18 protein-coding genes are annotated in these 23,327 nt (G+C 70.2%); 8 read left to right on the forward strand and 10 right to left on the reverse strand.

The window, feature by feature from the left end; all coding sequences use genetic code 11:
• Window positions 1-6 precede the first annotated feature (6 nt).
• Window positions 7-1,248, reverse strand: coding sequence for a ricin-type beta-trefoil lectin domain protein (locus ACWEOZ_RS10920; RefSeq protein WP_451910538.1), 1,242 nt, complete (start codon window positions 1,246-1,248; stop codon window positions 7-9).
• Window positions 1,249-1,434: 186 nt separating this feature from the next.
• Between ACWEOZ_RS10920 and ACWEOZ_RS10925 the strand changes: the two genes are divergently transcribed.
• Window positions 1,435-2,436 (forward strand): SDR family oxidoreductase, encoded by a 1,002-nt coding sequence (locus tag ACWEOZ_RS10925; protein WP_451910539.1) that lies wholly within the window; start codon window positions 1,435-1,437, stop codon window positions 2,434-2,436.
• 106 nt (window positions 2,437-2,542) lie between these two features.
• Here the strand turns inward: ACWEOZ_RS10925 and ACWEOZ_RS10930 are convergent, their stop codons facing one another.
• The gene (locus ACWEOZ_RS10930) at window positions 2,543-2,962 is read right to left on the reverse strand and encodes a PH domain-containing protein (RefSeq protein WP_451910540.1); all 420 of its coding nucleotides are present in this window, start codon (window positions 2,960-2,962) and stop codon (window positions 2,543-2,545) included.
• Between the two features lie 123 nt (window positions 2,963-3,085).
• Here ACWEOZ_RS10930 and ACWEOZ_RS10935 point away from each other — a divergent pair, with 123 nt between their 5' ends.
• Window positions 3,086-4,249 carry an MFS transporter gene (locus ACWEOZ_RS10935; RefSeq protein ID WP_451910541.1) on the forward strand — a complete coding sequence of 388 codons (1,164 nt, stop codon included), beginning with the start codon at window positions 3,086-3,088 and terminating at the stop codon, window positions 4,247-4,249.
• Between the two features lie 71 nt (window positions 4,250-4,320).
• Here ACWEOZ_RS10935 and ACWEOZ_RS10940 read toward each other — a convergent pair whose 3' ends face one another.
• The 4 genes from ACWEOZ_RS10940 to ACWEOZ_RS10955 form a co-directional block, all read right to left on the reverse strand.
• Window positions 4,321-6,156, reverse strand: coding sequence for a potassium channel family protein (locus ACWEOZ_RS10940; protein WP_451910542.1), 1,836 nt, complete (start codon window positions 6,154-6,156; stop codon window positions 4,321-4,323).
• Between the two features lie 11 nt (window positions 6,157-6,167).
• Window positions 6,168-6,554 (reverse strand): DUF6394 family protein, encoded by a 387-nt coding sequence (locus ACWEOZ_RS10945; RefSeq protein ID WP_360553786.1) that lies wholly within the window; start codon window positions 6,552-6,554, stop codon window positions 6,168-6,170.
• A gap of 180 nt (window positions 6,555-6,734) precedes the next feature.
• On the reverse strand, window positions 6,735-7,211 hold the full coding sequence (locus ACWEOZ_RS10950; RefSeq protein ID WP_451910543.1) for a hypothetical protein: 477 nt from the start codon (window positions 7,209-7,211) through the stop codon (window positions 6,735-6,737).
• Window positions 7,212-7,598: 387 nt separating this feature from the next.
• Window positions 7,599-8,180, reverse strand: coding sequence for a DUF4760 domain-containing protein (locus ACWEOZ_RS10955; RefSeq protein WP_451910544.1), 582 nt, complete (start codon window positions 8,178-8,180; stop codon window positions 7,599-7,601).
• Window positions 8,181-8,345: 165 nt separating this feature from the next.
• On the opposite strand from ACWEOZ_RS10955, the gene ACWEOZ_RS10960 reads away from it, so the two are divergent.
• Both ACWEOZ_RS10960 and ACWEOZ_RS10965 read left to right on the forward strand, forming a co-directional pair.
• Window positions 8,346-8,864, forward strand: a complete 519-nt coding sequence (locus ACWEOZ_RS10960; RefSeq protein ID WP_451910545.1) for a SigE family RNA polymerase sigma factor — start codon at window positions 8,346-8,348, stop codon at window positions 8,862-8,864.
• A complete protein-coding gene (locus ACWEOZ_RS10965; RefSeq protein WP_451910546.1) occupies window positions 8,857-10,017 on the forward strand; it encodes a hypothetical protein in 1,161 nt (386 codons plus the stop codon). Before ACWEOZ_RS10960 ends, ACWEOZ_RS10965 begins: the two co-directional genes overlap by 8 nt.
• Window positions 10,018-10,304: 287 nt before the next feature.
• On the opposite strand, the gene ACWEOZ_RS10970 is transcribed toward ACWEOZ_RS10965, so the two are convergent.
• From ACWEOZ_RS10970 to ACWEOZ_RS10980, 3 genes are all read right to left on the reverse strand, one after another.
• Entirely contained in the window at window positions 10,305-11,279 is a 975-nt protein-coding gene (locus ACWEOZ_RS10970) for a response regulator (protein WP_451910547.1), read from the reverse strand.
• A gap of 2 nt (window positions 11,280-11,281) precedes the next feature.
• Window positions 11,282-12,964 (reverse strand): sensor histidine kinase, encoded by a 1,683-nt coding sequence (locus ACWEOZ_RS10975; RefSeq protein WP_451910548.1) that lies wholly within the window; start codon window positions 12,962-12,964, stop codon window positions 11,282-11,284.
• A gap of 664 nt (window positions 12,965-13,628) precedes the next feature.
• Window positions 13,629-15,563, reverse strand: coding sequence for a serine hydrolase domain-containing protein (locus tag ACWEOZ_RS10980; protein WP_451910549.1), 1,935 nt, complete (start codon window positions 15,561-15,563; stop codon window positions 13,629-13,631).
• Window positions 15,564-15,739: 176 nt separating this feature from the next.
• Here ACWEOZ_RS10980 and ACWEOZ_RS10985 point away from each other — a divergent pair, with 176 nt between their 5' ends.
• The 3 genes from ACWEOZ_RS10985 to ACWEOZ_RS10995 all read left to right on the forward strand — a co-directional run bounded on the left by ACWEOZ_RS10985 (window position 15,740) and on the right by ACWEOZ_RS10995 (window position 19,983).
• Window positions 15,740-17,959: a DUF7134 domain-containing protein gene (locus ACWEOZ_RS10985; protein ID WP_451910550.1), complete on the forward strand. Its 2,220-nt coding sequence runs from the start codon at window positions 15,740-15,742 to the stop codon at window positions 17,957-17,959.
• Complete coding sequence (locus ACWEOZ_RS10990; RefSeq protein ID WP_451910551.1) at window positions 17,935-18,609, forward strand: response regulator; 675 nt, start codon at window positions 17,935-17,937, stop codon at window positions 18,607-18,609. Before ACWEOZ_RS10985 ends, ACWEOZ_RS10990 begins: the two co-directional genes overlap by 25 nt.
• 114 nt (window positions 18,610-18,723) lie before the next feature.
• Window positions 18,724-19,983 carry an alpha/beta fold hydrolase gene (locus tag ACWEOZ_RS10995; RefSeq protein WP_451910552.1) on the forward strand — a complete coding sequence of 420 codons (1,260 nt, stop codon included), beginning with the start codon at window positions 18,724-18,726 and terminating at the stop codon, window positions 19,981-19,983.
• A 205-nt stretch (window positions 19,984-20,188) separates the two neighbouring features.
• On the opposite strand, the gene ACWEOZ_RS11000 is transcribed toward ACWEOZ_RS10995, so the two are convergent.
• A complete protein-coding gene (locus tag ACWEOZ_RS11000; protein ID WP_451910553.1) occupies window positions 20,189-21,991 on the reverse strand; it encodes a S8 family serine peptidase in 1,803 nt (600 codons plus the stop codon).
• Window positions 21,992-22,275: 284 nt separating this feature from the next.
• Here ACWEOZ_RS11000 and ACWEOZ_RS11005 point away from each other — a divergent pair, with 284 nt between their 5' ends.
• A complete protein-coding gene (locus tag ACWEOZ_RS11005) occupies window positions 22,276-23,298 on the forward strand; it encodes a GAF domain-containing protein (RefSeq protein ID WP_451910554.1) in 1,023 nt (340 codons plus the stop codon).
• The last annotated feature ends 29 nt before the right edge of the window (window positions 23,299-23,327 follow it).

Raw genomic sequence — 23,327 nt, forward strand, 5'->3', positions numbered from 1 at the left:
GATGACTCAGGCCCGGGTCCACTTCTGGCTGCTCGCGCCCAGGCAGTCCCAGAGGTGGAGCTGCGAGCCGTTGGCGGTGCCCCGGTTCACGATGTCCACGCAGCGGTTGGCGGCCGGATTGACCAGGTCGCCGGCGGCCGAGAGGGTGAACTTCTGCGCGTTCGTGCCGTTGCAGGTGTAGAGCTGGATCGCCGTACCGTTGGCGGTGCCGGCGGCTGCGGCGTCCATGCACTTGCCCAGCGCGCGGACGGTGCCGTCGCTGTTGAACGACCACTGCTGCGCGGCGGTGCCGTTGCAGTCGTAGGTCTGCAGCCGGGCGGCGTCCACCGGGTTGGCCCCCGGGATGTCGATACAGCGGCCGCTGAGGCTCGACTTGAGCGCGGTGCCACCGCTGGGCGGCGGCGTGGTCGGGCCGGAGTCCGACGTGTTGACGTGGACGTAGTCGATCAGCATCCGGCTCTCGGCGGGCAGCCCGGCGGGGTTGCCCTGGCCGAAGTTACCGCCGACCGCCAGGTTGAGGATGATGAAGAACGGGTGGTTGTAGACCCAGCTCACGTTGCCCTTGGCGGCCGTCAGCGAGGCCGGGGTGGCCCGGAAGTACTCCTGGCCGTCCACGGTCCAGACGATCAGGTTCGCCGACCAGTCGACGGCGTAGTTGTGGAAGGCCTGGTACCACGGCGAGCCGGCTACCAGGGTGTTGCCGTACGAGGCGCCGCCGGAGTAGCCGGGGCCGTGCAGCGTGCCGAACAGCCGGTTGGGGTCCCGGCCGACGACCTCCATGATGTCGATCTCGCCGTCGGTCGGCCAGTTGCCGCCGCCGAGCATCCAGAAGGCGGGCCAGAGGCCGGAGCCGTTCGGGACCTGGATCCGGGCCTCGATGTGGCCGTACTGCTGGGTGAACTTGCCGGCGGTCTGGATCCGGCCGGAGGTGAACTGGCAGGTGCCGTTCCAGCAGTCGTTGTGGCCGCCACTGCCCTTACGCGCGGTGATGACCAGGTGACCCTGCCCGTCCATGGCGACGTTGTTCGTGCCGCTGGTGTAGTACTGCAGCTCCTGGTTGCCGAAGCCGCTGCCGCCGGTGTCGAAATTCCATTTCGACGAGTCGACGCCGGTGCCGGCGCCGCCGTTGAACTCCTCGTTCCAGACCACGGCGGCTTCAGCTCTGTCGCCGCGTGACGCGACGGCGAGGCCGCCGCTGAGTGTCACCACGACGGCTGCCGCGGCGATGAGGAACCTTGACTTTCGCATGGGGGATGTCCTCCGGGGGAGAGGTAACAAGTGTTAACAGTCTTGATAGATCGATCCGAGTCAGTCAAGCGAAACCGGTTCCGGAACCCATTTCCACAGGTAGGCGAATCCGGCGGCCCGAGTTGAGCCAAGTCGGCGATGGTGCGCCGGCATGCGCCGGCTGCTCGGCGGCTCTAGCGTGCAGACATGGACGCGCAGAGGGTTCTCTTCATCGGGGGCAGTGGGATCATCAGCTCCGCCTGCTCGGCGATCGCGGTCGAGCGCGGCATGGACCTGTATCTGCTCAACCGTGGCCGCAGCACCGACCGCCCGGTTCCGGCCGGTGCCACGGTGCTGCACGGCGACATACGCGATCCTGCGTCGGTCTCCCGGGCGATCGAGGGCCTGGACATCGACGTCGTCGTGGACTGGGTCGCCTTCACGCCTGAGCATGTACGCACCGACATCGACCTGTTCCGTGGCCGGACCCGGCAGTACGTGTTCATCAGCTCCGCATCGGCCTATCAGACCCCGCCCGCCCGGGTCCCCGTCGTGGAGTCCACGCCGCTGGCCAACCCGTTCTGGCAATACTCCCGCGACAAGATCGCCTGCGAAGACCTGCTCGGGGACGCCTACCGCACCGAAGGCTTCCCGGCGACGATCGTGCGACCTTCCCATACCTACGACCGCACGACCGTCCCGTTCGACGGCGGTTGGACCGTGGTGGACCGGATGCGGCGCGGTAAGGAGATCGTCGTGCACGGCGACGGCACGTCCCTGTGGACCCTCACCCATCACACGGACTTCGCACGCGGATTCGTCGGTCTGCTCGGCAACCCCCGTACGATCGGGGACGCCTTCCACATCACCTCCGACGACGTCCTCACCTGGAACCAGATCGCCCAGGCCCTGGCCGACGCCGCCGGAGTGCAGCCGCGCATCGTGCACGTACCTTCGGACGCGATCGCCGCGGCCGACGCGGACTGGGGTGCGGGCCTGCTGGGCGACAAGGCGCACTCGATGATTTTCGACAACGCGAAACTGCGGACGGTGGTGCCGGACTACGTGTGCACCGTCCGATTCGAGCAGGGCGCCCGGGAGATCGTCGAGTGGTACGACGCGGACCCGTCACGGCAGCGGGTGGACGTGCGCCTGGACGCGGTGATGGACACGCTCGTCGATACGTACCGGGTGCCGCCGCCACGGTGAACCAGCGCGCCGGCCCGCGTTCGACCTCGGCGCCTACCGTCGCCGCAACCAGGTCGAGCGTGGCCTGGTGAACGACGTGAAGCACCCGGCCCGGGCGACCTACCGATCAACGAACCCCGGGTCGCGGCCAATTGTCGTCCTCGTCTCCCGGTTCCCCACCGGCGTTCTCCCACAACGACCGGATCAGTTCGTAGGCGCTGAACAAGATCTGCTCCTGGGAAGACCACGCATCCGCCTCGCCGAAGAGCTCCTCGCGGACCACCAGGGGCAGAACGGAGTGTCGCACCCACAGAATGTGGCCCACCCGTCGCCAGACGCCGGCCAGCTTGACCTGAACCATGTAGCTGCCCTGGCCACCGGGAATGGCATCCTTGCCCGACCAGCGATCGGCCGGCGCGATCCGTACGCCTTTGATCTTGGACCACGGAACCAGCAGCGAGGGTCGCAACCATGGGCGCAGCAGGAGCCCGTCACGGGCGATCCGGACCCGCCGCAGGACCGGTCCGAGCTGGTTCAGGTCGAGCACATCACCATCATGGCTCCCGGCTGCCATCCATGGCGGGGCGAACTCGCCTCCGCCGAGACATCTACGCGGCCTCGCTGACCTAACCCGGTGGCGGACGGCGACGGCGTACCGAATGATCGGACGGTGGCTCCCGTCGGTATCCGTGCGTCCTCGCCCCGCCGCGTCGTCGTTCTGGTCAGCGTGATCGTCCTGATCGATGTGTGCTTCTTCTCGGCGGTGGCGCCTCTGCTGCCGTCGTACGTGGTGGAGCTGGGCCTGTCCAAGAGCCAGGCCGGCGTGCTGGTCGGCGCCTACGCCGCGGGGACGCTGCTGGCGTCCCTGCCGGCCGGGCGGCTGACCGCGCGGCGCGGCGCCCCGCGGGTGTTGATCTCGGGGCTGCTCCTGCTGGCGCTGGCCAGCGTCGCGTTCGGTGTGGGCTCCTCGTTCGCGGTCCTCGCCGGTGCGCGCCTGCTGCAGGGGATCGGCGGGGCCGCGTCGTGGGCAGCGGGGCTGACCTGGCTCGTCCAGGAGGCGCCCCGCGAACGGCGTGGCCAGATGATCGGCACGGTGCTCGGAGCCGGCGTCGCCGGCGCGATCGGCGGTCCCGTGCTGGGTGCGCTCGCCCACGCCAGCAGCCCCCGGCTGGTCTTCAGCGTGGTCGGAGTCGTGGCGCTCGGTCTGGCCGCCGCCGTGGTGCTGACACCCTCCCGGAAGCACACGCCGCAGACCGGGACGCTGCGCCAGGCGTTGCGTCAGCCGGCGGTACGGGTCGGGGCCTGGCTCACCGTCCTGCCGGCCATGTACTTCGGCGTCGCCGGCGTTCTGGTCCCGCTGCGCCTTGACGAGCTGGGACTCGGCGCCACCGGTGTCGCCGTGGTGTTCCTCTGCGCAGCCGCGGTGGAAGCCGCGGGCAGCCCGCTGATGGGCCGGCTCTCCGACCGCTTCGGTCGGCTCCTGCCGCTGCGGGCCGGTCTCGGCGGCGTGCTGGCCGGCTGCCTGCTGCTGCCCCTGCCGGGCCGGGCCGTGCTGCTGGCCGTGGTGGTGGTCTTCGCGGCGGCCATGAGCGGGATACTGATGACCCCGGCGTCCGCGCTGCTGTCCGACGGAGCCGAGGCGTCCGGCCTGCCTCAGGGGCTCGCTTTCGGCCTGTTCAACTTGGCGTGGGCCGTAGGCCAGGGCATCGGCTCGACGGGAGGATCACGCTTCGCCGAGAGCGTCGGTGACACTGCGTCGTATCTGGCGGTGGCTGTCCTGAGCGCGGCGACGCTGGCCGTGCTGATCGTCCGGGCGCCGACCGGAGTGCGCTGACGCTCGTGCCGCGCCCGGCGCGGTTTGTATTTCGCACTCTGACCACGCCGCTCGGGAGGGGCGGCCGGATGTCACTCGGGTGGCGTCGAGCGGGACTCTGCGGCCCCGGAGCGCTCGGCGGAGTGCGGCACCCGGCCGGTCATCCGTTGCCATAGCCAGCCCGACGGGATGGACCGTCCGGTCAGAACGTACTCGCTGACGGCGTGGTGGGTCATGGTGTCGAGCAGGGACCGGCGCGCCGACGATCGCCCGACGAACAGGAGCTGATCGCCGGGCGCCAGGGTGACGTCGCCGTCCGGGCCGAGGATGCTCTCGGAGTCCCGTTGCAGCAGCAGCGGCACAGCGGCGAGGGGCCTGCTCCGGTCCTGCGGGCTGTTCAGCAGGTCCCCCAGCCGGGCGTCGCCCGCACGCAGCCAGGAGTCGAGCGCGGGCGCGTCGCGACCGTCCAGGGCGACCTTCCAGACGCTGCCGAGGCGCCGGCCGCACTGCTGACGGAGGCGACCGATGATCTCTGCTGCCCAATCGTCGCCACGTGCCGGCATGTTCTGCAGGAAGCGCCACAGCAGCGGGGTGCTCAGCTGGGCGTAGACCTCCCGCGCCACCATCTCGGTCGGCACCAGCAGGCGGTCGACGTCCATCGCCGCGAACAGCGGTGCGCTGGCGGGCCGGTTCTGCCGCGAGGCGATGAACAGGGCGGGGTTGACGCGGCGGGCAGCGGCGATCAGGGACAGGTTCGTCGTGTCGTTGTCGGTGCCGGCGACGAAACCCACCGCCTGCTCCAGGCCGGCGCGCGCCAGCACGGCGGGCTCGGATGCGTCGCCCACGACGATCGAGGTGCCCGCCAGGGCGTCCGGCTGCCGGTCCATGATGACCACGTCCAGGCCCTCGGCGCGTAGGTCCTCGGAGAGCTTCCTGCCGAAACGGCCGTAACCGCAGATGACCCACCGTCCCGCAGTGGGCAGCCGGCCCGGCTCGGGCAGCTCGGCGCCGGGGCCGCTCTCCAGCCAGGACATCAGCTGGTACGACGCGGGGGAGCGCAGGGCGAGCCCCAGGTGGTCACCGAAGCGGTCGAACGGGTTGACGACCGTCGGCGAGCCGAAGGCCCGCATCCGGTGCTCGATCGCAGGCGAGATGGTCCGGGCGATGACCGGTAGGTCCGGGCGGACCAGCGCGGCGGTCATCGCGACGACCAGGTTGACCTCGTCGTTGTCGGTGAGTGCCAGCACCCCTTCACACCCGGGGTGCTCCAGACCGGCGACGGCCAGGGTGTGCGGGTTGCCGGCGTCTCCGGCCAGCCCTGGTACGTCGGCGTGGTAAGAGTCGACGTCCAGCGAGTCGACGCGTTCCCCGGCCTCGTCGAGCACGACGAAGCGCCGGCCGATGGCGTCGAGTGAGCGGCCGAGCAGCTGCCCGGTTTGCCCGTACCCGATGATCAGCAGGAACGGCTCGCGCAGCCGGCTTACCGTACGGGTGAAGCGCTGCAATTTCAGCGCCTGCCGGAACGCCCGGTCCTGCAGCAAGGTGAGCAGCGACCCGATGGCGTACGCCCACCCGATCACCGTGAGGTAGATGGCGGCCATCACCCACAGTCGCTGGGCGCCGGTGAACGGTTGCGGGATCTCGCCGTACCCGATGGTGGTGGCCGTGTAGCTCATGAAGTAGAACGCGTCGAAGAACCCCATCCGGGTGGCGTGCCCGGCGGCGTCCCGGCCGGGGATCAGGGTCAGGCCGAGCACGCTGACCGCGAAGATCGTGACCAGGACGATCAGCGGCGCCCGCATGCGGCGCAGGATCAGGAAGACCGTGGACGACGTCTCCGTCGACCGGGCGGAGAACGCCCGCCGGGGTCGCCGCTGCCGCCGGTTCTCGCTGTCCCGGAACCGGTGCCGCCAGGCCGAATCAGCCACGGCTCCTCCCGTCACCGGCGGTGGAACGACACGGTCTCGATCACCAGGAGCACGACCGAGACGAGATTGGCCAGCAGCGCGCCCCCGGACAGCGACACGACGCTGGCCATCGCCGCCCCGTTGAGGCCGCTCGACGCGATCTGTGAGGCATACCCCCAGGCCAGCGCGGCGGCGATCAGCTGCAGGTCGGCGACGAGGCTGGTGGCCAGGTGCACCGCCCCGATCTGGGTGCGGTCACCGAACTTCAACACGGTCGCGATGAGGCTGACCACGATGGCTGCGAACAGCTCGTACACGTTGTGCAACGACGGGTCGGACAGGTCGCCGATGAAGAACCCGAAGTTGAGCGTCGCGGCCAGGAGCACGAAGAAGCCGAAGATCACCTTTTCGAGACTCATACGTGCCTCCTCGGGGTCGGAGACTCACGCTAGCTCGATACCGCCTCGGCCGCTGGCGGACGCTCGGGCGTAGCGCTGCTCGACCTCGTGCGGGCGCCGAGTGATGAAGCGGCAGCAACGGCACCGTCGCGATGGTTTGCGATGTCCGAGCCAAGGTTTCCGTTGCGTGCCGGACCATAGTTATCCACTGAAACGGGTCTCGTAGATGGGACTGCGGATCTCGTGCAGCTCCAGTCGCTTTCGACCGGACGCGATCAGGTGCTCGGCCGCTTCGAGCCAGTCCAGGTAGATGTCGGTGAACGTGGCGGGCCGACCGTCAGAGGTATACAGAGGGATGATCGTGTCCGTCGTGGGGCGGCGGTCGAACCACACCGTGTTGCGCTGAGGACCGGAGACGATGAGCAGAAGCGAGAAGTTGTGCCCCTCCTCGCCGAGATAGATCGCTCCGCTGGTCTGCCTTCGCAGTAGTTCCTCTTCTTCCCGGTGTCGCCGAGCCCGAGCAGCCAGGTCCGACACCGGCTGTGGCGTTTCGTAAAAGGCGGCGTACTCCTCCGCGAAGGCGTCCTGTTCGGGAAACGACGTGCCCAGGGCGCTCAGGTCGGTGTCCGGATCGCCTTGCCAGCGCCAGCGGCCCGCCTCGCATGACAGCCGCCGCATGATCACTGGTCCGGGGCCACCAGCATCCACGTGTATCAAGAACTCGCGGTATCCATCGGTAGCCTCACACCGAACTGCGCTTCGGCCTCGGCGAGCTCACGGACGCCCAGCGGAGTGAGCGGCCAGCGCGACAGTCTGTCTCGGATGGCCGCGCGAACGTGCAGCGTCCGCTCTCGAATGAACCGCCAGTCCGGATTCATCCTGCGAGCGTACTGACGCCGGCATCGGCGCCGTTATCGCATCCGGCTCTGCCGCAGAGCCCGCGAGCCCGGACGCCCCTGCGGCGACGTGGCTCAACGGAAGGCATGTTCGCGCCCACCATGACCTGCCCGCGTTCGCGTCGCGGTCACCCCGTGCCAGGCACCCCCCCGCCCCTCCTCCCGTCCGCTAGTTCGGCTGCTGCTCCGTTCGAGGTCGTGGCGTCGCAGCGGACTCCGAGGGCGCCGGAAGGGATTTGTAACTCGGCCCGGCGTACCGGTGCAGTTTGAGCTTCTCGTGGATGACGGCCGGCGGTTTCTGGGTGGTGCGGTACGCCAGGTCCTCCAGATAGATCCACAGGTTGCTGTTGCGCTTGTCGCGTTCGGCGCGCACGAAAGGCTCGATCGTCTCCCAGATGCGCCGGGCCTGGGGGCCGTTCGAGCCGATGATCAGCTCCTCCTTGACGATGCCGTGGGCGACCAGTTTGCCGAGGTCGTCGTAGAGTCCGCCCACCATGCGCAACTGGGACCGGGCCTCCAGCGACAGGTCCGTGTACGGCCGGACCGGTTGCTGGGGAAGCTCGTCGAAGATGAACTGTTGAGCGTCGAAGAACTCCTGAGTTCGGAACCGGCTGAAGACCTGCAGCACGACGGGCAGGGCGTAACCGTCCATCGTGGTTCGGGTCTGCCGGAGCGCGAGCGTCCCGGAGACGATCAGGGAGACGACGGCGATGGCGATGGAGACGAGGGATATCGCTGTCTTGGCGTCCACTGATCCAAGGTAATCGATCCTATGGCTGCGTGCGCGGGCCGCGGTGACCGTCAGGATCACTTCGTCGCCGCATGCTGTGACGTGCCCGGGTTCGATAGTGCGTCGTCTCAACCTTTCGTGGGGCCGGCAGCGTCGGTTGAGTGAACGTCTACCGGAAGGACGAGGATGCGGGGAGACTCCCGGACCGGCGACGAACCCTACGTCGGCTACGTGACGGCACGCCTGCCCGCGTTACAACGCGCCGCGTTCCTGTTGTGCGGCGGGGACGCCCACCGCGCGAACGACGTGGTGCAGGCCACGATCACCCGGCTGTACCAGCACTGGAAGCGGGTGTCGCGCAGCGACAACGTCGACGCCTATGTGCACCGGATGCTGGTGCACGCGGTCGTCGACGAGCGGCGGCACTCGTGGTCGCGGGTCCAGCTGGGCGGCCGGCCGGTGGAGGTCACCGGGGATGACCCGCATGCCGGGGTGGACGAGCGGGACAGCCTGGTGGCCGCGCTGCGCCGGCTGCCGCCGCGGCAGCGGGCCGTGCTGGTCATGCGGTTCCTGCTCGACCGGCCGATCGAGGAAGTGGCCGAGACGTTGAACTGCTCCGTGGGCACGGTGAAGAGCCAGAGCTCGCGCGGGCTGGAGGCACTGCGGTCGATGCTGGCGACGATGGAGGAGCACGGGAATGGATGAGAACGAGCTCAAGGGCCTGATGCTGGCCGTCGAGGTGCCCCCGGGCGACGCCGACGTGCGGAAGGCGATGGAGACCGGGCGGCGGCGCAACCGTGGTCGGGCGCTGTTCGCCGCGGGGGCCGGGGTAGCAGTGTTCGCCGCCGTCGGCACGATCGTGGCGATCGCGCCTATGCGGGCGGGGCCGCACGACACCACCGCACCGGGCACCGTCGCCCCTGCGCAGGCGAAGAGCCGATGCGTGCCGACGCTGCTGGAGACACCCGGCGGGGCTCCCGGCACGGTCACGACCATCGACCCGGACGGCGCGCAGGTCGGCGGCCGGCTGGACGTGAACCCCCCGCAGGCGATCCTGTGGCGGGACGGCAAGGTGGTCGACCTGCCGACCGGCGCGACCGGGACGATCGCGGACGTGGTCGGCGACACGGTCGTCGGGTATGCGACGACACCGGACGACGAAAGCACCGGCTGGGTGTGGCGGGACGGGAAGGTGACCACGCTGGCGAAGGTCAAGGGCTACTCGTGGACCCGCCCGCACGCAGTCAACGCGAAGGGAGTCATCGCCGGGTGGGTTTACGGCCCGACGCCGGACGACACGGTCCCCGTCACCTGGTCGCCCGACGGCACAGTGCACAAGCTGCGGCTGCAACCGTCGAACCGGCCGGGCGAGCGCTCGGGGACTGCGCGCGACATCGCCGACGACGGCACGATCGTCGGCGAGGCCGACGGGTTTCCCATGCTGTGGTGGCCCGACGGCACCCCGGAGGGGCTCGGAACGCCGTGGGGAGACGAGAACAAGAGCGGGGTCGCGTGGGCGATCGCGGGCCGGTATGTCTATGGCAGTGGCGACGGCGTCGAGACCCGCTGGGCACTGCAGGACGGCTCGTTGTTCAGCATGGCCAGCCTGCCCGACGCCGGTGAGCTCGGAGCCCGGGCCGGCACCGCCGACGGTACTGCCTTGCTGGCCGGGGACGGTCTGGAGAAGCCGGCCGGGCGGATCGGCCTCGACAACAAGGGTCCGGTTCCCGTTGACGAGCTGCGAGGCCCCGGCGGTGAGACGACGATGGCGACAGCGATCAGCGCCGACGGCAACACCATCGGGGGCACCGTTCTCGGCGGCGGCCGCGGCCGGCCGGCGATCTGGCGGTGCCACTAGGTTCGGCCTGGGGGTATTTGACCATCGGGTACGGCACGGAGTGGATGAGCATTTGGCCCGAAGCCTGTGTCTGCCTGGACCGACCCCAGCAAAGTCGTGTGCGTGCCCGGCATCGGATTGCTGAGGGAGACGCATGCTTACGGGGCCATCGGCAGCATGCCACCAACCGAGCCGCAACCCGGTACCCGACCGTTGGACGTTGCGCACCCTCGCAAACCGGGCGTCAAGCTCCTTGTATTCATCACCATGTTGCCTGGCTGCGTAGAAGGGACGTAACGGTTGCGCAGCTATGCCGCTGCGACCGGAATCCGTCCCGTGTCGGTGATTCTGGTCAGACCGTCGCTGGTGTGGTCCTCGTGCCGGGTGGCGTAGAAGCCGGTGTATTTGTGCAGCACAACAGGCACGAGTTTCCTGTCGTTGCAGGAGACGCATTCACGAGTGAGAACGACACGCACCCTGGTGAAGAGGGGCGCTCGGCTGAGGTGCCGGGACTTGACGTACACCTTGGTGAGCGAGGCCGGCTCCGCCGGCAGCGAGAGATTCCGCTCCGTGGACTCGGTCCGTGAAAGCTCGTCGATTCCGACATGTTTCCTCGTCCGTTCGAGCGCATTCTCTATTTTGTTCGACAACGTCTTGGCGGCAGATGCGCCGAAGGACGATTTGAGGCTGACCCGGCTCTGCGTCTCCAGCTGCATTTTGCGCCCGCTGTACCGTTGCTGAACATACTTCCTGGACTCGCCCGCCTCGAGCTGGAGGTACGACTCCCAGCTTTCGGGGGCGACGTAGTAGTCGTCGAGCACGTCGGATCGGACCAGCCGGTACACCATCACAGGCCGCAGGAATCCGTACCTACGTTCGACGTGGATGACCTCACCGATGCATCCGACCTCAGCCAGCGCGGCGTGAAAGGCAACTGTCTGTCTGAGCACCTGGCCGGGCAGCTCCGAGATCCGCTGTTTCGCCACGAAGCCATTGAACAGATCGAAGCCTCGGCCCACCTCCTCCGCCGTTGCCTCCCCTGAGAGCATGATCGACCGCAGCTGAGGATTCAGCCGGCGCATCTCCTTGAGCAGGTCGGTTCCCGTCCGCCCCGGCATCCTCTGGTCCAGCACGGCTACTTCGACCGGATGCTCCGCCAGGAGGCGAAGAGCATCGTCCGGCGACGTGGTCCACAGCGTCTCCAGACCGGCACGGGCCTGGACCAAGGTCGCGCAGCTCTCCGCGAGGTCCCCGTCGTCATCGACGACCACCACCGTTGCCATGATCACTCTCTCCGAAGTGTGCGGTCGACGCCGAAGCCCGATGTCAACACGAAGCTGAACTCGGCACCGCCTCCGGGGGCATCCCGGACCTTGAGGCTGGTGCCATGACGCTCCGCGATGCGCCGGCAGATGGCCAAGCCCAATCCGGTGCCCGGCACACTTGCGTGGTCGTGCGCACGGTAGAAGGCATCGAACACCTTCTTGTGCTGCCCAGTGGGAATGCCCCTTCCCCTGTCGGCGACCATGACGTGCACCTTGCCGGCGTCCGCCTCGAGGCGGGTGGTGACGGCGATCTGCGGGACGCAGCCCGGTATCGCGTACTTCACCGCGTTTCCGATGAGGTTGTCGAGCAGTTGCCGGAGCATCGGGAGGTCGGCCATGACCGTATGTTCAATATCGATCTCGATCTGCGGCAACTGCGCGTCGTTGGTGACAGCTGCGTCCCGATGGTCGGTGGCGACGTGTTCCACCAGCGCACGAAGGTCGACATCAACAAGGTGGACGGCGGCATCGCGCGCCGCGGCATAGGCCAGCAGGTCGTCAATGAGGCCGCCCATCCGCACGACACTGGCAATCACCTTGCCGAGCGCCGGCTGAAGGACGCCCGGCTCGCCTCCGCCTGCCAGTCCGTGCCGCAGCACCTCCGCGTTGGCGGCCACACCGGCCAGCGGACCCTTCAAGTCGTGTGCCACCACGCCCGCGAAAGCCGCCAGCTCCGACTTCTGGTGCTGCAGCATCGATTCGCTGCGCCGCAGGACATCCGCCGCCATCCGGGCCCGGCTCCGCCCCGCGGCGAGGGTGAAGACGAATGCCGCGAGAAGGAACGAAATCACAGCTCCGGCCCCGAGGAGGAACCGCAGATCCGCGCCGTCATCGACGTACATCGCATCTTCGGTTGTCGCCAGGCTTATCGTCCACACTTTGTTCGCCACGGGAAACGAGGCTGTTCGCCGCCAGACCGCCGACTTGCCGTCCGTGCTGACACCTTCGACCATCCCGAGTCCGCCCGAGAAGTCGCTCAGCGTGGCGCCGACCTGGTCGTAAGTGATGGACGCCATCTGCTTGAGCAGCGCCTGCGGTACGAGCTCGAGCCATATCCAGCCCGTCAACGTCCCGCGGCCCTCCTCGAAGCGTCGCACCGGCGCAATGATGCCGATAGCCCTGCGGGCGGGTCCCGCCGTCGCATAAGACCCGGTGACGACCGTCGAGTCGGTGCTCGCGGCCTCCGCAAGGCTTTGCATCCCGCCGGGCACGCCCGCCATGTCGTCGCCGGTGGCTCCGGGACCCGACAGGCTCGTCCGGAGGACCGCGAATGCGTGCTCGGCTCTGTCAGGATGCCCCCGCAGGACAAGGTGTCGGGAGCCCCGGGAACGCCACGAGTGCTGCGCAGCCTGAACGTTCCGGTCGGCGCGGACGATGAAGGCGATCGACGACGCGGCCGGCAGAACGGCCGTTTCGAACGGCGCGGTGACGCGCACGAAAGTAGCTGCGTCGAGCTTGGAGTGGCTTCCGAACGACGCAGCGATCCACCCGGTGATCTCCTGGTAGCGCCGAACCTCGTCGTTCACCATCTGCATGAGCCTCTGAGTCGTGCCGTCCATCCTTCTCTCAGCCGCGTACCGCCGGTCATCGGCCGAGTTCATGCGCAGCGCGAAGGTAACCGCCGCACCCAGCACTGCCGTCACGGTCGCGAGGACGACAGCCGTTCGATAACCTGCGCTCACTCCGACCGCTCTCATGGCCGTTCTCCGGTTGATACGCACCGTAACGCCGACGGCCGGAGACCTGCGTCCGCGCGCCCGGAACGCCGCGATGTCACCCGATCGATCCGTCATCCCATCCGACGACGCCGTTGGCGCTCGAGAATTTTTCTACGCACTCATTTGCCGCTTCAAATGTCAGCAGTCGCCGACTGCTCGGGCGGGTTCAGCGTACGAGTCGCCTGACGATGGCCACTACCGCTAGGAGCAGGGCCGCCGCGAAGCAGAGAACGATCAAAGCCCGCAGCGCTGTCAGGGTCGCGGGAGCGGCGCTGGCCGCGACGAGATGGGGAAAAGCCGCCGTCCCGGACACCGCGATGAGGAGCGCCAGGCCGGCCACTACGAGTAGGCGTCTCTGGGGCACGCTGCGATGCTGGCCACTGATGCTCATCGATTAAGTATCGTACCCCTATCGACGTCCGTCTTCCTCTTCTGACGCCGAGCGCGGGTCCGTTGTATTGCCGTCGCCGGCCCAAGCGACACCGATGTACGGTCCATACGTGGACGGCACCAGTCCACGTGTCGACCGGGTCGACGTCCGGCAGGACGGCGGCGAGATACGCTGATCTTCGGCGTTGAGGGCGCGGTCTCACCAGGGGCCTGTCCCGTACCGGCTGATCACCAGCACCGCGACCGCCGGAGCCGCCGCGGCGAGCGTCAGGACGAGCCGCGTCGGCAGCCCCCACCAACGTCGCCGCCAGGCCGGCACCAGGCCACAGGTGGCGCCGAGAGCGAGAGCCGCGGTTACCGGCGTCAGCAGTTTCAGCGTCACCAGCAGCGGCGATCGCCCTGTCACCAGAGCCTCGTAGGAGTCGTCACCGAGCAGCAGGATCAGGACCACTGCGGTGGCCACCGTGCCGACCGCGGAGCCCCAGATCAGGCCCAGGGACGCGCTGCGCCCGTCAAGCCGGGCCCGCCGGTATCGCCCGGCGATCCTCCGGACGCCGACGCGGCCAGGAACGGCGAGGACGGTCACCGCGGCGATCGCCCAGGCGGTCAGCAGCAGTCCCAGATCGCGCTCGGGGGAGTCCAGCGGGCCGAGCCGTTCGTAGGCCTCGCTGGGTTCCTGGCCGGCGACCATGGTGAGGTGTCCCGCCCGATCGCGGTGAAACGCGATGCGGTCGGCGCCGGCCATGTCCGCAAAGAGGCCGTCGCCGATCGGGCGCCACCGGCGTGACGCCTGGGCCGGGTCGGGGGTCGGCACACCGGAGACCTTCAGGGTGCCGTCGGGGCGGGCCGTGACGGTCACGTTGTCGAACAGCGCCTGGATGCGGGTGATGTCGGCGGGGGTCCGGGTGGTGCGGTAGGTGCCGGCGTACCGGTCGGCCGGCGCCGTGACGGTGACGGCCGGTGCGGCGGTCGACGGGAGAAAGGTGTCCAGGAACGAGCTGACGAGCTGGGCGCCGGCGAGGTGGGCACCTCCGGCATCACCCAGACCGTTGTACGAGACGTACAGTGCGACGCCGCGCTCGGGCACCACAACCAGTTTGCCGTGGAAGCCCGTCGTGGTGCCGTCCTTGAGCAGGATCCGGTCGCTGCCGTGCCGGTGCTCCTCGAAGATCAGAGCCATGCCGGAGAGCCGGTCGTCCACCGCGAACCGGCGGCGCTGCAGCAGTTCGAGCATGGCGCGGCTGAGGATCGGTGCGGATGTCGCTGTGCCGAACTGGGCGGCGGCGAAGCGGGCCATGTCCGCCGCCGTCGTCACCGGTCCCGACCCGGCGGGAACGAGTGGCCCGAACCGGGCCCGGGCCACCACCTGGCGTCCGCCCCGGTAGCGGTGGCCGGTGGCCCGGCCGGTTTCCAGCCGCGGTGGCAACGGCTGGGCGAACGAGGTGCCGCTCATCGCCAGCGGCCGCAGGATGTGCCGGTCGACGTACCCGGCGAAGTCCTCGCCCGACGCCAGCTCGACCAGATGCCCGGCCAGCGCGACGCCGTAGTTGTCGTAGGCGGGTAGCAGGCCCGGCGGCCGGACGCGACGTGGCTGGTGAGCCGCCAGCCAGGCCTCGAGATCCCCGGCCGGTACCGGCTCGTCCGCCGCGATGCCCACGGTGAAGGTCTGGAACCCGGAGGTATGGGTGAGCAGATGCGCCAGCGTGACCGGGCGACCGGGGTACGTGTCGGCGACGGCGAACCGGCGCAGATAGCGGTTGACGTCGGTGTCGAGGTCCAGGGTGCCGCGTTCGACCTGTTGCAGGACGGCCACAGCGGTGAAGACCTTCGCCACCGAGCCCAGTTCCATCGCGGTGTTTCCCGGATCCACGGGCCGCGTGCTGGTCAGGTCGGTGACGCCGTAGCCGGCCGCCATCAGTGGGCGGCCGGCCGAGACCACGCTGACGGCGGCGCCAGGTATGTGCCACTTCGCCAGCTGCGCCGGTACGGTCCGGTCGATGAACGCGCGGACCGCCGTCGGGTCCAACGGCGGCGTAACCGCCGGCATCGGCCCCGCCTCGGCCGGGACGGGCAGGCACAGGGACATACCTGTCGCCAGGACAGCTGACATCGCGGTGAACGGGCCGAGGCGCATGCGGTGGTTCCTTACTCGAAGGGCGGCGGTTCGCACCGACGCTAGGTGCCCGTACCCGGTCGGCACCTCGGTCCGGAGGCCGGACCGGACCGGCCTGACCCCCGCCGCGCGGCGGGGTCATGGGCCGACTTCCGGCGGAACGACGAACGCCCGGCCGAGCCGTACGCTGCGATGCCATGGAGACGGAGCCGTGGCGGGGAGTGGGCCGGCCCGAGGCCTGGTCGGGTGCGGGTGTCGTGCTCGCACAGGTTCTGTGGTGGCCGCTGGGGCCGTCGTGGCTCGGCGAGACCGTCGACGCCGCGGCGCTGTGGCCGGTGACCCTGCTCGGCTTCCTCGCCGCGGCGGCCGTGGTGGTGTGCCGAGCTGTGCCGGTGGTTGCGCTCGCGGCGGCGGTGACCAGCACAGTGGCGGGAATCGCGCTGCTGGGGGACGGCGGCGTGCGGCCCGCCGACGCGGTCGCCGGGCCGCTGGCCGTCGTCGTGACTCTGTTCGCCCTGACCGCGCGGGTGTCACGAACGGCGTCCGCGGTCGCGGCCTGTGTGGTTCCGGTGATCTTCACCGTGCTGATGGCCGGGCGCGGAGCGCCACCACGCACCGCCCTCGGTATCGGCCTGTTCCTCGGGGCGGCGTGTGCGCTGGTCTGGGCGGTCGGGCTCGGCCACCGGTCCCGGCGGGCGCGGCGACGTGCCGAGCGGACGTACCAGCGTTCCGTAACCGCCGTACCGGAGTGGATGGCGGCGGCCGAACGGCGCCGGCTCGCAGCTGAGCTGCACGACGTGGCGGCGCACCGGTTGACCGGCATCGCGGTGGCGGCGGCCGCGGGGCTACGGCTGGGCGAGCCGCTGCGCCGCGCGGAGGCGGCAGCGTACGCAGCGGAGGCGGGCCGGCAAGCCGTCGACGAACTTGACCAGCTGGTGTCACTGGAGCAGCCCGGGCCGGATGCCGAGGAGCGGATCGAGGAACTGGTCGCCGCGTCCGGGGCCGGCGACTTCGTGCGTACCGGTCCGCGGCTGCACCGGGAAGCCGAGGCCTTCGCCTACGCCGTCGTGCGCGAAGCTCTCACCAACATCAGCCGTTACGCGTCGACAGCGGCGGTGCGCGTCCGCGTCGCCGCCGACCGGGACCGCCTGCGGATCGTGGTCGTCGACAGCGGTGGCGCAGCCTCCGTGGAAGGGCTGGGGGGCGGGAACGGACTCGCCGGGCTGGCCGCGAGAGCCAGGACCATGGGCGGGACGGTGACGGCGGCCCCTTACCGCACAGGATGGCGAGTACGAGCCGATGTGCCGCTGCCGCTGCCGGCGTCGGACGCAGCGCTCGCGGGTCCTCGCCGCGGGCGAACTGTCGTCCGTGACCGGGCGTTGGTCGTGCTGGCCGCCGGCACCTCGCTGAGCGTCGTCCTGCTGCCGGCCGCGGACGACACCGACCTCCTGGCGCAGCCGGGCCCGGCGGCCTTTCTGCTGCTCGCGCTCCTCGCTCACGCGTCGACGGTGGCGTGGCGCAGGACCCGGCCGGCCCGGGCGACGACGGTGGCGATCGCTGTGCTGAGTGTCTGGATCACCATCTCGGCAGCATGGCGCGGGCCGGAGAGTACGTCGCTGTTCCTCGGCTCCTGGTGGATCGAGCTCGTGCTGGTGTACTCGGTCGCGGCGTACGGAGCGGGCGGGTGGCGCAGCTGGTGGGCGCCGGCAGCGCTGGCGACACTCGGCGGGACCGCCCTGGCGGCGGCTCCGGGTATCGAGGGCAGTCGGCCGGCCGCCGCCGCGGTTCTGGCCGGCGTGGTGCTGGCACCGGCGACAGCGGTGTGGGGAGCCGGACTGCTCGTCCGGGCCCGGCGCCGGCGCCGGGCCGATTCGGCCGCCCGAAGCCTGATGAGGGAACGCGATCGTGCCGACGACGCCACTCGCCAGGCTCGCCGGCAACTGGCCGAGCGGCTGCGCGGCGATGCCCGTCGACGGGCCCGGGAAGTCGTGACCGCTGCCGACGCGACCGATCTCAGCGGCGTCGTCACCGCCGCGAGGGCAGCCCTCACCGCACTGCGGGAGGTGGTCCAGGCCCCGCCGCCGGACGACCGGGAACCGCCGCCGGGGCTCGCCGGGCTGCACGCGCTGGCCGCACGCCATCGCGCCGCGTGCACCGTGACCGGCTCTCCGCACGCCCCTTCGGCCGCGGCGGAAGTCGTCGCGTACCGCACTGCGGCCATGCTGCTGGGTGACGGTGCCCAGCTGCTTCTGGAGCTGGGTACCGACGGCGTCGACCTGACGGTGCGGCGGGGACGGTCGCTCGATCCGCCGGCCGTGCGGCGGCTGCGGCGGCTGGTGACCGACGCGGACGGCAACCTCGCCGGCGACCCGGGCCGCGGTAGCGTCCGGGTATGGCTCCCGAACGCGCCGCAGTGATCCGGACCGTGGTCGCCGATGACCAGTCGGTGGTGCGCGCCGGTATCGCCGCGATCCTCGAGGCCGAACCGGACATCACCGTCGTCGGTCAGGCCGCCGACGGCCAAGCGGCGCTGCGCCTGGTGCACGAGACGAGCCCTGACGTGGCGGTGTTGGACATCCGGATGCCCGGTCTGGACGGTGTCGCGGTGGCCGCGGCAGTGCACGCCGGGCGGCCGGCGACCCGGATCATCATGCTCACCACCTTCGGCCTGGACGAGTACGTCTACACCGCGCTCCGTGCCGGCGCCTGCGGATTCCTGCTCAAGGACACCGAACCCGAACAACTGGTGACCGCGGTGCGGACCGCGGTCACCGGCGGCGCCCTGCTCGACGCCGCGCTCACCCGCCGCCTCGTCGACCGATTCACCCCAGCACCCGACCCCGCCGACACGGCCCGGCTCAGTGGCCTGACCGCCCGCGAGAGTCAGGTCCTCACCCTGGTGGCCCGAGGACTGTCGAACGCCGAGATCGCCGCGGAGCTGCGGATCAGCGCGGCGACGGTGAAGGACCACGTCGCCGCGGTGCTGGCCAAACTGCGGGTCCGCGACCGCGTGCAGGCGACCATCGCCGCGTACGAGGGAGGGCTGGTCCGCCCCGGGACCGGCTGATCGCCCCGGCGCCGTACGGCGGGGGTGTCATCCCCGGACAGGCGGATGTTCCGATACCGCAAGTCCCGTCGCGCGGGCGCTGCCCGGCGCCCGGCCCGCTGTGACGCTGACGTCATGACCCACCCCTTGCGCCGTCTCGGCGCCGTCCTGCTGTTGATCATCGGACCCGTCGTGGCCGGCGTCGCCGGTGTGGCGGCGTTCTTCCTCACGGCATTTCTGACGCCCGACCCGCGGCTGCTCTGCGCCGGCGGGCTGGCGACCACCGCGTTGGTGACCTACGCCTTCGCCGGACCCGGCTGGGCGCTGGCCCGCCGCACGCACCGCCACCGGTACGCGGCCGGCTTCACCGTGCTCACCGCGGTCGCGGTCGGCACGCTGTTCTCGCTGACAGTCCTGGTGCCCGGCCCGCGACCGGCCGCCGGAACCCCGCCGTACCCGATCAGCTACTGGCAGCTGACGACCGGCTCCCGCATCGCCTACGTGCACCGGCCGGCGGCGGGTCCGGCGAAGCCGTATCCCGTCGTGTTCCTGCACGGTGGGCCGGGAACGCCCGGTGAAGGCCTGCCCGCGGTCGCTGCGGACCTGGCCGCGGACGGCTTCGACGTCTACGCCTACGACCAGCTCGGCGCCGGCCGCTCCACCCGGCTGCGTGACGTCACCGGGTACACCGTCGCCCGCCAGGTGGCCGACCTGGAAGCCATCCGCGCGCAGCTCGGCACCGACCGGTTGATCCTGGTGGGCCGATCCTGGGGCGCCTCGCTCGCAGCCCAGTATCTGGCGGCGCACCCGGACCGCGTGCACAAGGCGGTGTTCACCAGCCCTGGCCCGATCTGGCCGGCGGCCTGGCCCGGCGGCGGCACCGGGGACATCTGGGCGCACGCGTCGCCGGAGCAGCTTCGTCAACGCGACGAGGTGTTCAGCAGCCCGCGCGTGATCGCTCAGAGTGTCCTGCAGAGCATCGATCCCAACGCCGCGCACCGTCTGGTCGGCGACGACGAGGCCGACGAGCTCATGCACCGGTTCGCCGTCATCGGCAAGGACGCGGGCACCTGCCCCGGAGTAGCACCCGGCCCGGTGCACGGCAATCACCAGGGGTTCTACGTCAATCAGCTGACCGTCGCCGACTTCGCCGCCATTCCCGATCCGCGGCCCGCGCTGCGCCGAGCGGGGGCACCGGCCCTGATCATGCGGGGGAGCTGCGACTTCGTGCCTGCGCCGATCGCCCGGGAGTACCGAGATCTGCTGCCTGATGCTGAGCTCGTCACGGTCGCGGCCGCCGGGCATGCCCTGGTCTCCGAGCAACCGCAGGTCTACAGCCGAACCTTGCTGGCCTTCCTCGACGGACGGCCTCGTCCGGGCAAGCCGGTAGCCTGAGCTCCGGCCCAGCCGTCTCGGACACTCTTTCATCGTCCGTCGCGGCGCACTGTCAAGTCCGCAGGACGACGGCCGATGTCCGTTACCAGAGGGCCAGGTCGGAGCTTGGTGCCGAAAGCGGAGTTGCGTGCGGCGAGCAGCACGGTGGCGTCGTCCGGTAGCCGCATCCCCGGTCTTCCGGTCTGGCGTGGTGTGACTCGCCGTACTACTGCCAGGGCTCGCCGGGCCAGCCGGCCGAGGACCAGCTACGACCGCTCCAGGACCGGCCGAGCCAGGTGTCGGACGACCAGCTGCGCCCGGTCCACACCGCGCTGGACCAGCTTCTCCCGGTCCAGCTTGCGCCGGACCAGGATCGCCCGTTCCAGGTCACCGGGGCCCAGGTCTGCTGGCCGACCACGGCGGTGCCCCAGGCGGTGCCGGTCCAGGCGGAACCGTTCCAGGTGCCGCCGGTCCAGCTGCGCTGGGACTTGGACGCGGCAGTCCATGTCGTCGCGACCCACGGCTTGCCGAAGATGTCCGCTTCCCCGGCCAGCGCGGCGCCGGTGACGGAGTCGTAGATGTGCGCCGAGCCGCGTGCGGCTTCGAGCTTGCCCAGGCCGGTGGCGGCGGTGGTGGTCTGCTGGTAGGCCGGTGTCTTCGTGGCTGCGGCTTTGACGACGTCGATCTGGCCGGCGCCGGCGGCGTACGGGTCACCGTTCTTGATCGGCGCGGCGGTGGACATCAGCAGCTTCTTGACCTGATCGGGCGTCAAGGCGGGGCGCTGCTGCAGCAGCAGCGCCACGGCGCCGGAGACGACCGCGGCGGCCTGCGAGGTGCCGCTGCCGCGGAACAGCCGCTGTTCCGGATCCAGCGTGGCCGAGATCCGGGCGCTGGGGTAGGTGCGGTCGATGTAGGAGCCGGGAGCCCGCAGCGACACGAGCGATCGGCCGGCAGCGAGGACGTCGGGGTGCCGTGCGGCGTTGCCGCGGTTGGTGAACGCGGCGACCGTGTCGTCGCCGCGGGCCTCCGTACCCATCGGGTCGGCGGCGCCCACCGCGATCACCTTCGGGTTGGCGGCCGGCATGGTCAGGTTGCCGGCGGCGAAGCCGTCGTTGCCGGCCGCGACCACCGTCACGATGCCCTTGTTCCAGGCCTGCTCGACGGCGAACGACAGCGGGTCCAGCGCGGCCGGCTGCACCGAGTCGGTCCCGAAGGACAGGTTGAGGACGCGGATGTTGAGCCCGGGGTCGCCGCGGTGCGCCACCACCCAGTCGATGGCGGCGATGACCTGCGAGACGTCGGTGGCGCCGTCGGCCGTGGCGACCTTCAAGCTGATGATCTTCGCACCGGGTGCCATGCCGTGCAGTCCGCTGCTGGTGGGATCGCTGCCGGCGATGATGCCGGCCATGTGGGTGCCGTGGCCGTAGGTGTCGAGGTTGCGCAGGTTGTCGCTCTGCGACTCGAACGACAGGTCGGGGCCGTAGACGACCTGGCCCACGTTGTAGAGCCCCTTCACCGGCGCGACTCCGGAGTCGATCAGAGCGACACCGACGCCGGCGCCGGTGAGGACCGATCCGGTCGCCGCGATGCCGTCATCAGGGTTGGCCTTGTCGGCCTTGTCGCCTCCCGCGGCCTTGATGACGGGAGCCAGCATGGTGATGCCGACCTGGTCGGCCCAGCTGTTCATGCCCTTCATCCGTACGGCGGCGTCGCGGCTGACCCGTACACCGGGGAGGGCGCTCAGCCGGCCCACCGCGGCGGCCGGCACGGTGGCCGAGAAGCCCTGGATCAGAGCCAGATCCTGTCGCACTGTGCCGCCGCTGCGCCGCACCACCGTGCTGGCGGCCGTCATCGATGCGCGCGAGTCGGCGCGCACCACCACCGGCACGACTGACTCATCGGTCACCTCGACGGCCGTGGCTGCTGCGCGGCTCGCTGCGGCCGGGGTCGCTGTGGCGACAGTGGCGCCGAGCGTGAGCAGCGCTGCCAGCCCGGTGGCTGCGGTTCTGCCTTTGGTTCTCGCCCGCATCGGTCACTCCTTCAGTTGACGCCGGTGCGCGGCCGGGGGAGGGGCCGTCATCTCGTCGTCAGGTTTGCAGCCACTCGATCGACGGCGACGGCGAGAACTTGACCTTTTCGGCCGCAATATTTCGCCGGCACAGAACGCAACGTTTCCGTCGTGCGGCGGTCCCTGCCCGTACCGCGCAGCTCTCCCCTCGTTGACCCGAGATCGCCGGCGCGTGTCAGCATAGGGCCGCGAACCGCGACCGAAGTTGTCTGCAAGCCTCGGCCGCCTGGCCGAAAGGCAAGGGCATGGACCTTCCCACCGGGCAACGGCTCCCGACGTCCGCCGACTGGTTCACCACCGCGGACGGTTTGGGCGACGAACTTGTCCCCGTGCTGGCGGACTGGTGTGCCGTACACGTGCGGGCCTCCGTCGTCGAGGCCCTGCGCGCCGGCGCGGCTGTTCCCTTGGCCGAGCTCGGCCTGGCCCAGCCGGTCGACGGCGAGCTGCTGGAAATGGTCACGCTGCGTCACCGCGACGCCGAGCGTGAGCCGATCATCCGGCAGTGGGCCGCCGAGAGACCGGTACGCACCGGCGACGTCTACGGCGCGGGACGGGTCACCGCCACCGGGAAGACCCGCTACATGCCTCACGTCGCACCGACGATGGTGCATGCCGCGGTCACCGATCCGCAGCAAGTGGCCCAGTTCCGCCGCCTGGGCATCACCAGTTCCATCGTCGTGCCCCTGTACACCTCGACCGGCGCGGTGCTGGGCGCCATGACACTGCTGCGTGAGCTCGACACCCGCGAGCCGTTCACCCCGCAAGATGTGCTGGCCGCCGAGCAGTTCGCCCGATCGGCCGCCGAGGCACTCGACGCCTCCCGCATAGCGACGGTCACCGCTGCACCTCCGGCGCCGGAGACCGGCGATCAGCGGTGCGCCACCTGGCGACCGCCGCACCCCCGGGCCGCCACCATCAGTACCGAAGGGCGCAACTGGGCTCGGCGCATGCTGCCGGAGATCCTGACGGATCAACCCCGCCGCGACCTGTACGACGACGTGGACCTGGTCTTCACGGAGCTGCTCAGCAACGCCGTCCGGCACGGCGGAGGGCTGTGCGAGGCGCAATTGTCCAACACCGGTGACCATCTGCGCCTGATCGCCGCCGACAACGATCCGCGCGGGCCCGCGATCCGGGCACCCCGCGTCGACCGGCCCAACGGGCGCGGCATGCGTCTGATCGAGGCGATAGCCGACCGATGGGGCGTCCAACGGCAGCACACCGAGATCGGGAAGCGCGTGTGGGCCGATCTGCGCCTCACCGTGTAGGCCTGGTCATCGCGGTCCGTCACGCCTGA

The sequence above is a fragment of the Actinoplanes sp. NPDC004185 genome, from assembly GCF_053603475.1.

What these genes read in the sequence shown, in the direction of transcription:
- ACWEOZ_RS10920 (WP_451910538.1), bottom strand. Translation starts at nt 1,248, where the DNA reads ATGCGAAAGTCAAGGTTCCTCATCGCCGCGGCAGCCGTCGTGGTGACA.
- ACWEOZ_RS10925 (WP_451910539.1), top strand. Translation starts at nt 1,435, where the DNA reads ATGGACGCGCAGAGGGTTCTCTTCATCGGGGGCAGTGGGATCATCAGC.
- ACWEOZ_RS10945 (WP_360553786.1), bottom strand. Translation starts at nt 6,554, where the DNA reads ATGAGTCTCGAAAAGGTGATCTTCGGCTTCTTCGTGCTCCTGGCCGCG.
- ACWEOZ_RS10950 (WP_451910543.1), bottom strand. Translation starts at nt 7,211, where the DNA reads ATGCGGCGGCTGTCATGCGAGGCGGGCCGCTGGCGCTGGCAAGGCGAT.
- ACWEOZ_RS10960 (WP_451910545.1), top strand. Translation starts at nt 8,346, where the DNA reads ATGCGGGGAGACTCCCGGACCGGCGACGAACCCTACGTCGGCTACGTG.
- ACWEOZ_RS10965 (WP_451910546.1), top strand. Translation starts at nt 8,857, where the DNA reads ATGGATGAGAACGAGCTCAAGGGCCTGATGCTGGCCGTCGAGGTGCCC.
- ACWEOZ_RS10970 (WP_451910547.1), bottom strand. Translation starts at nt 11,279, where the DNA reads ATGGCAACGGTGGTGGTCGTCGATGACGACGGGGACCTCGCGGAGAGC.
- ACWEOZ_RS10980 (WP_451910549.1), bottom strand. Translation starts at nt 15,563, where the DNA reads ATGCGCCTCGGCCCGTTCACCGCGATGTCAGCTGTCCTGGCGACAGGT.
- ACWEOZ_RS10985 (WP_451910550.1), top strand. Translation starts at nt 15,740, where the DNA reads ATGGAGACGGAGCCGTGGCGGGGAGTGGGCCGGCCCGAGGCCTGGTCG.
- ACWEOZ_RS10990 (WP_451910551.1), top strand. Translation starts at nt 17,935, where the DNA reads ATGGCTCCCGAACGCGCCGCAGTGATCCGGACCGTGGTCGCCGATGAC.
- ACWEOZ_RS10995 (WP_451910552.1), top strand. Translation starts at nt 18,724, where the DNA reads ATGACCCACCCCTTGCGCCGTCTCGGCGCCGTCCTGCTGTTGATCATC.
- ACWEOZ_RS11000 (WP_451910553.1), bottom strand. Translation starts at nt 21,991, where the DNA reads ATGCGGGCGAGAACCAAAGGCAGAACCGCAGCCACCGGGCTGGCAGCG.
- ACWEOZ_RS11005 (WP_451910554.1), top strand. Translation starts at nt 22,276, where the DNA reads ATGGACCTTCCCACCGGGCAACGGCTCCCGACGTCCGCCGACTGGTTC.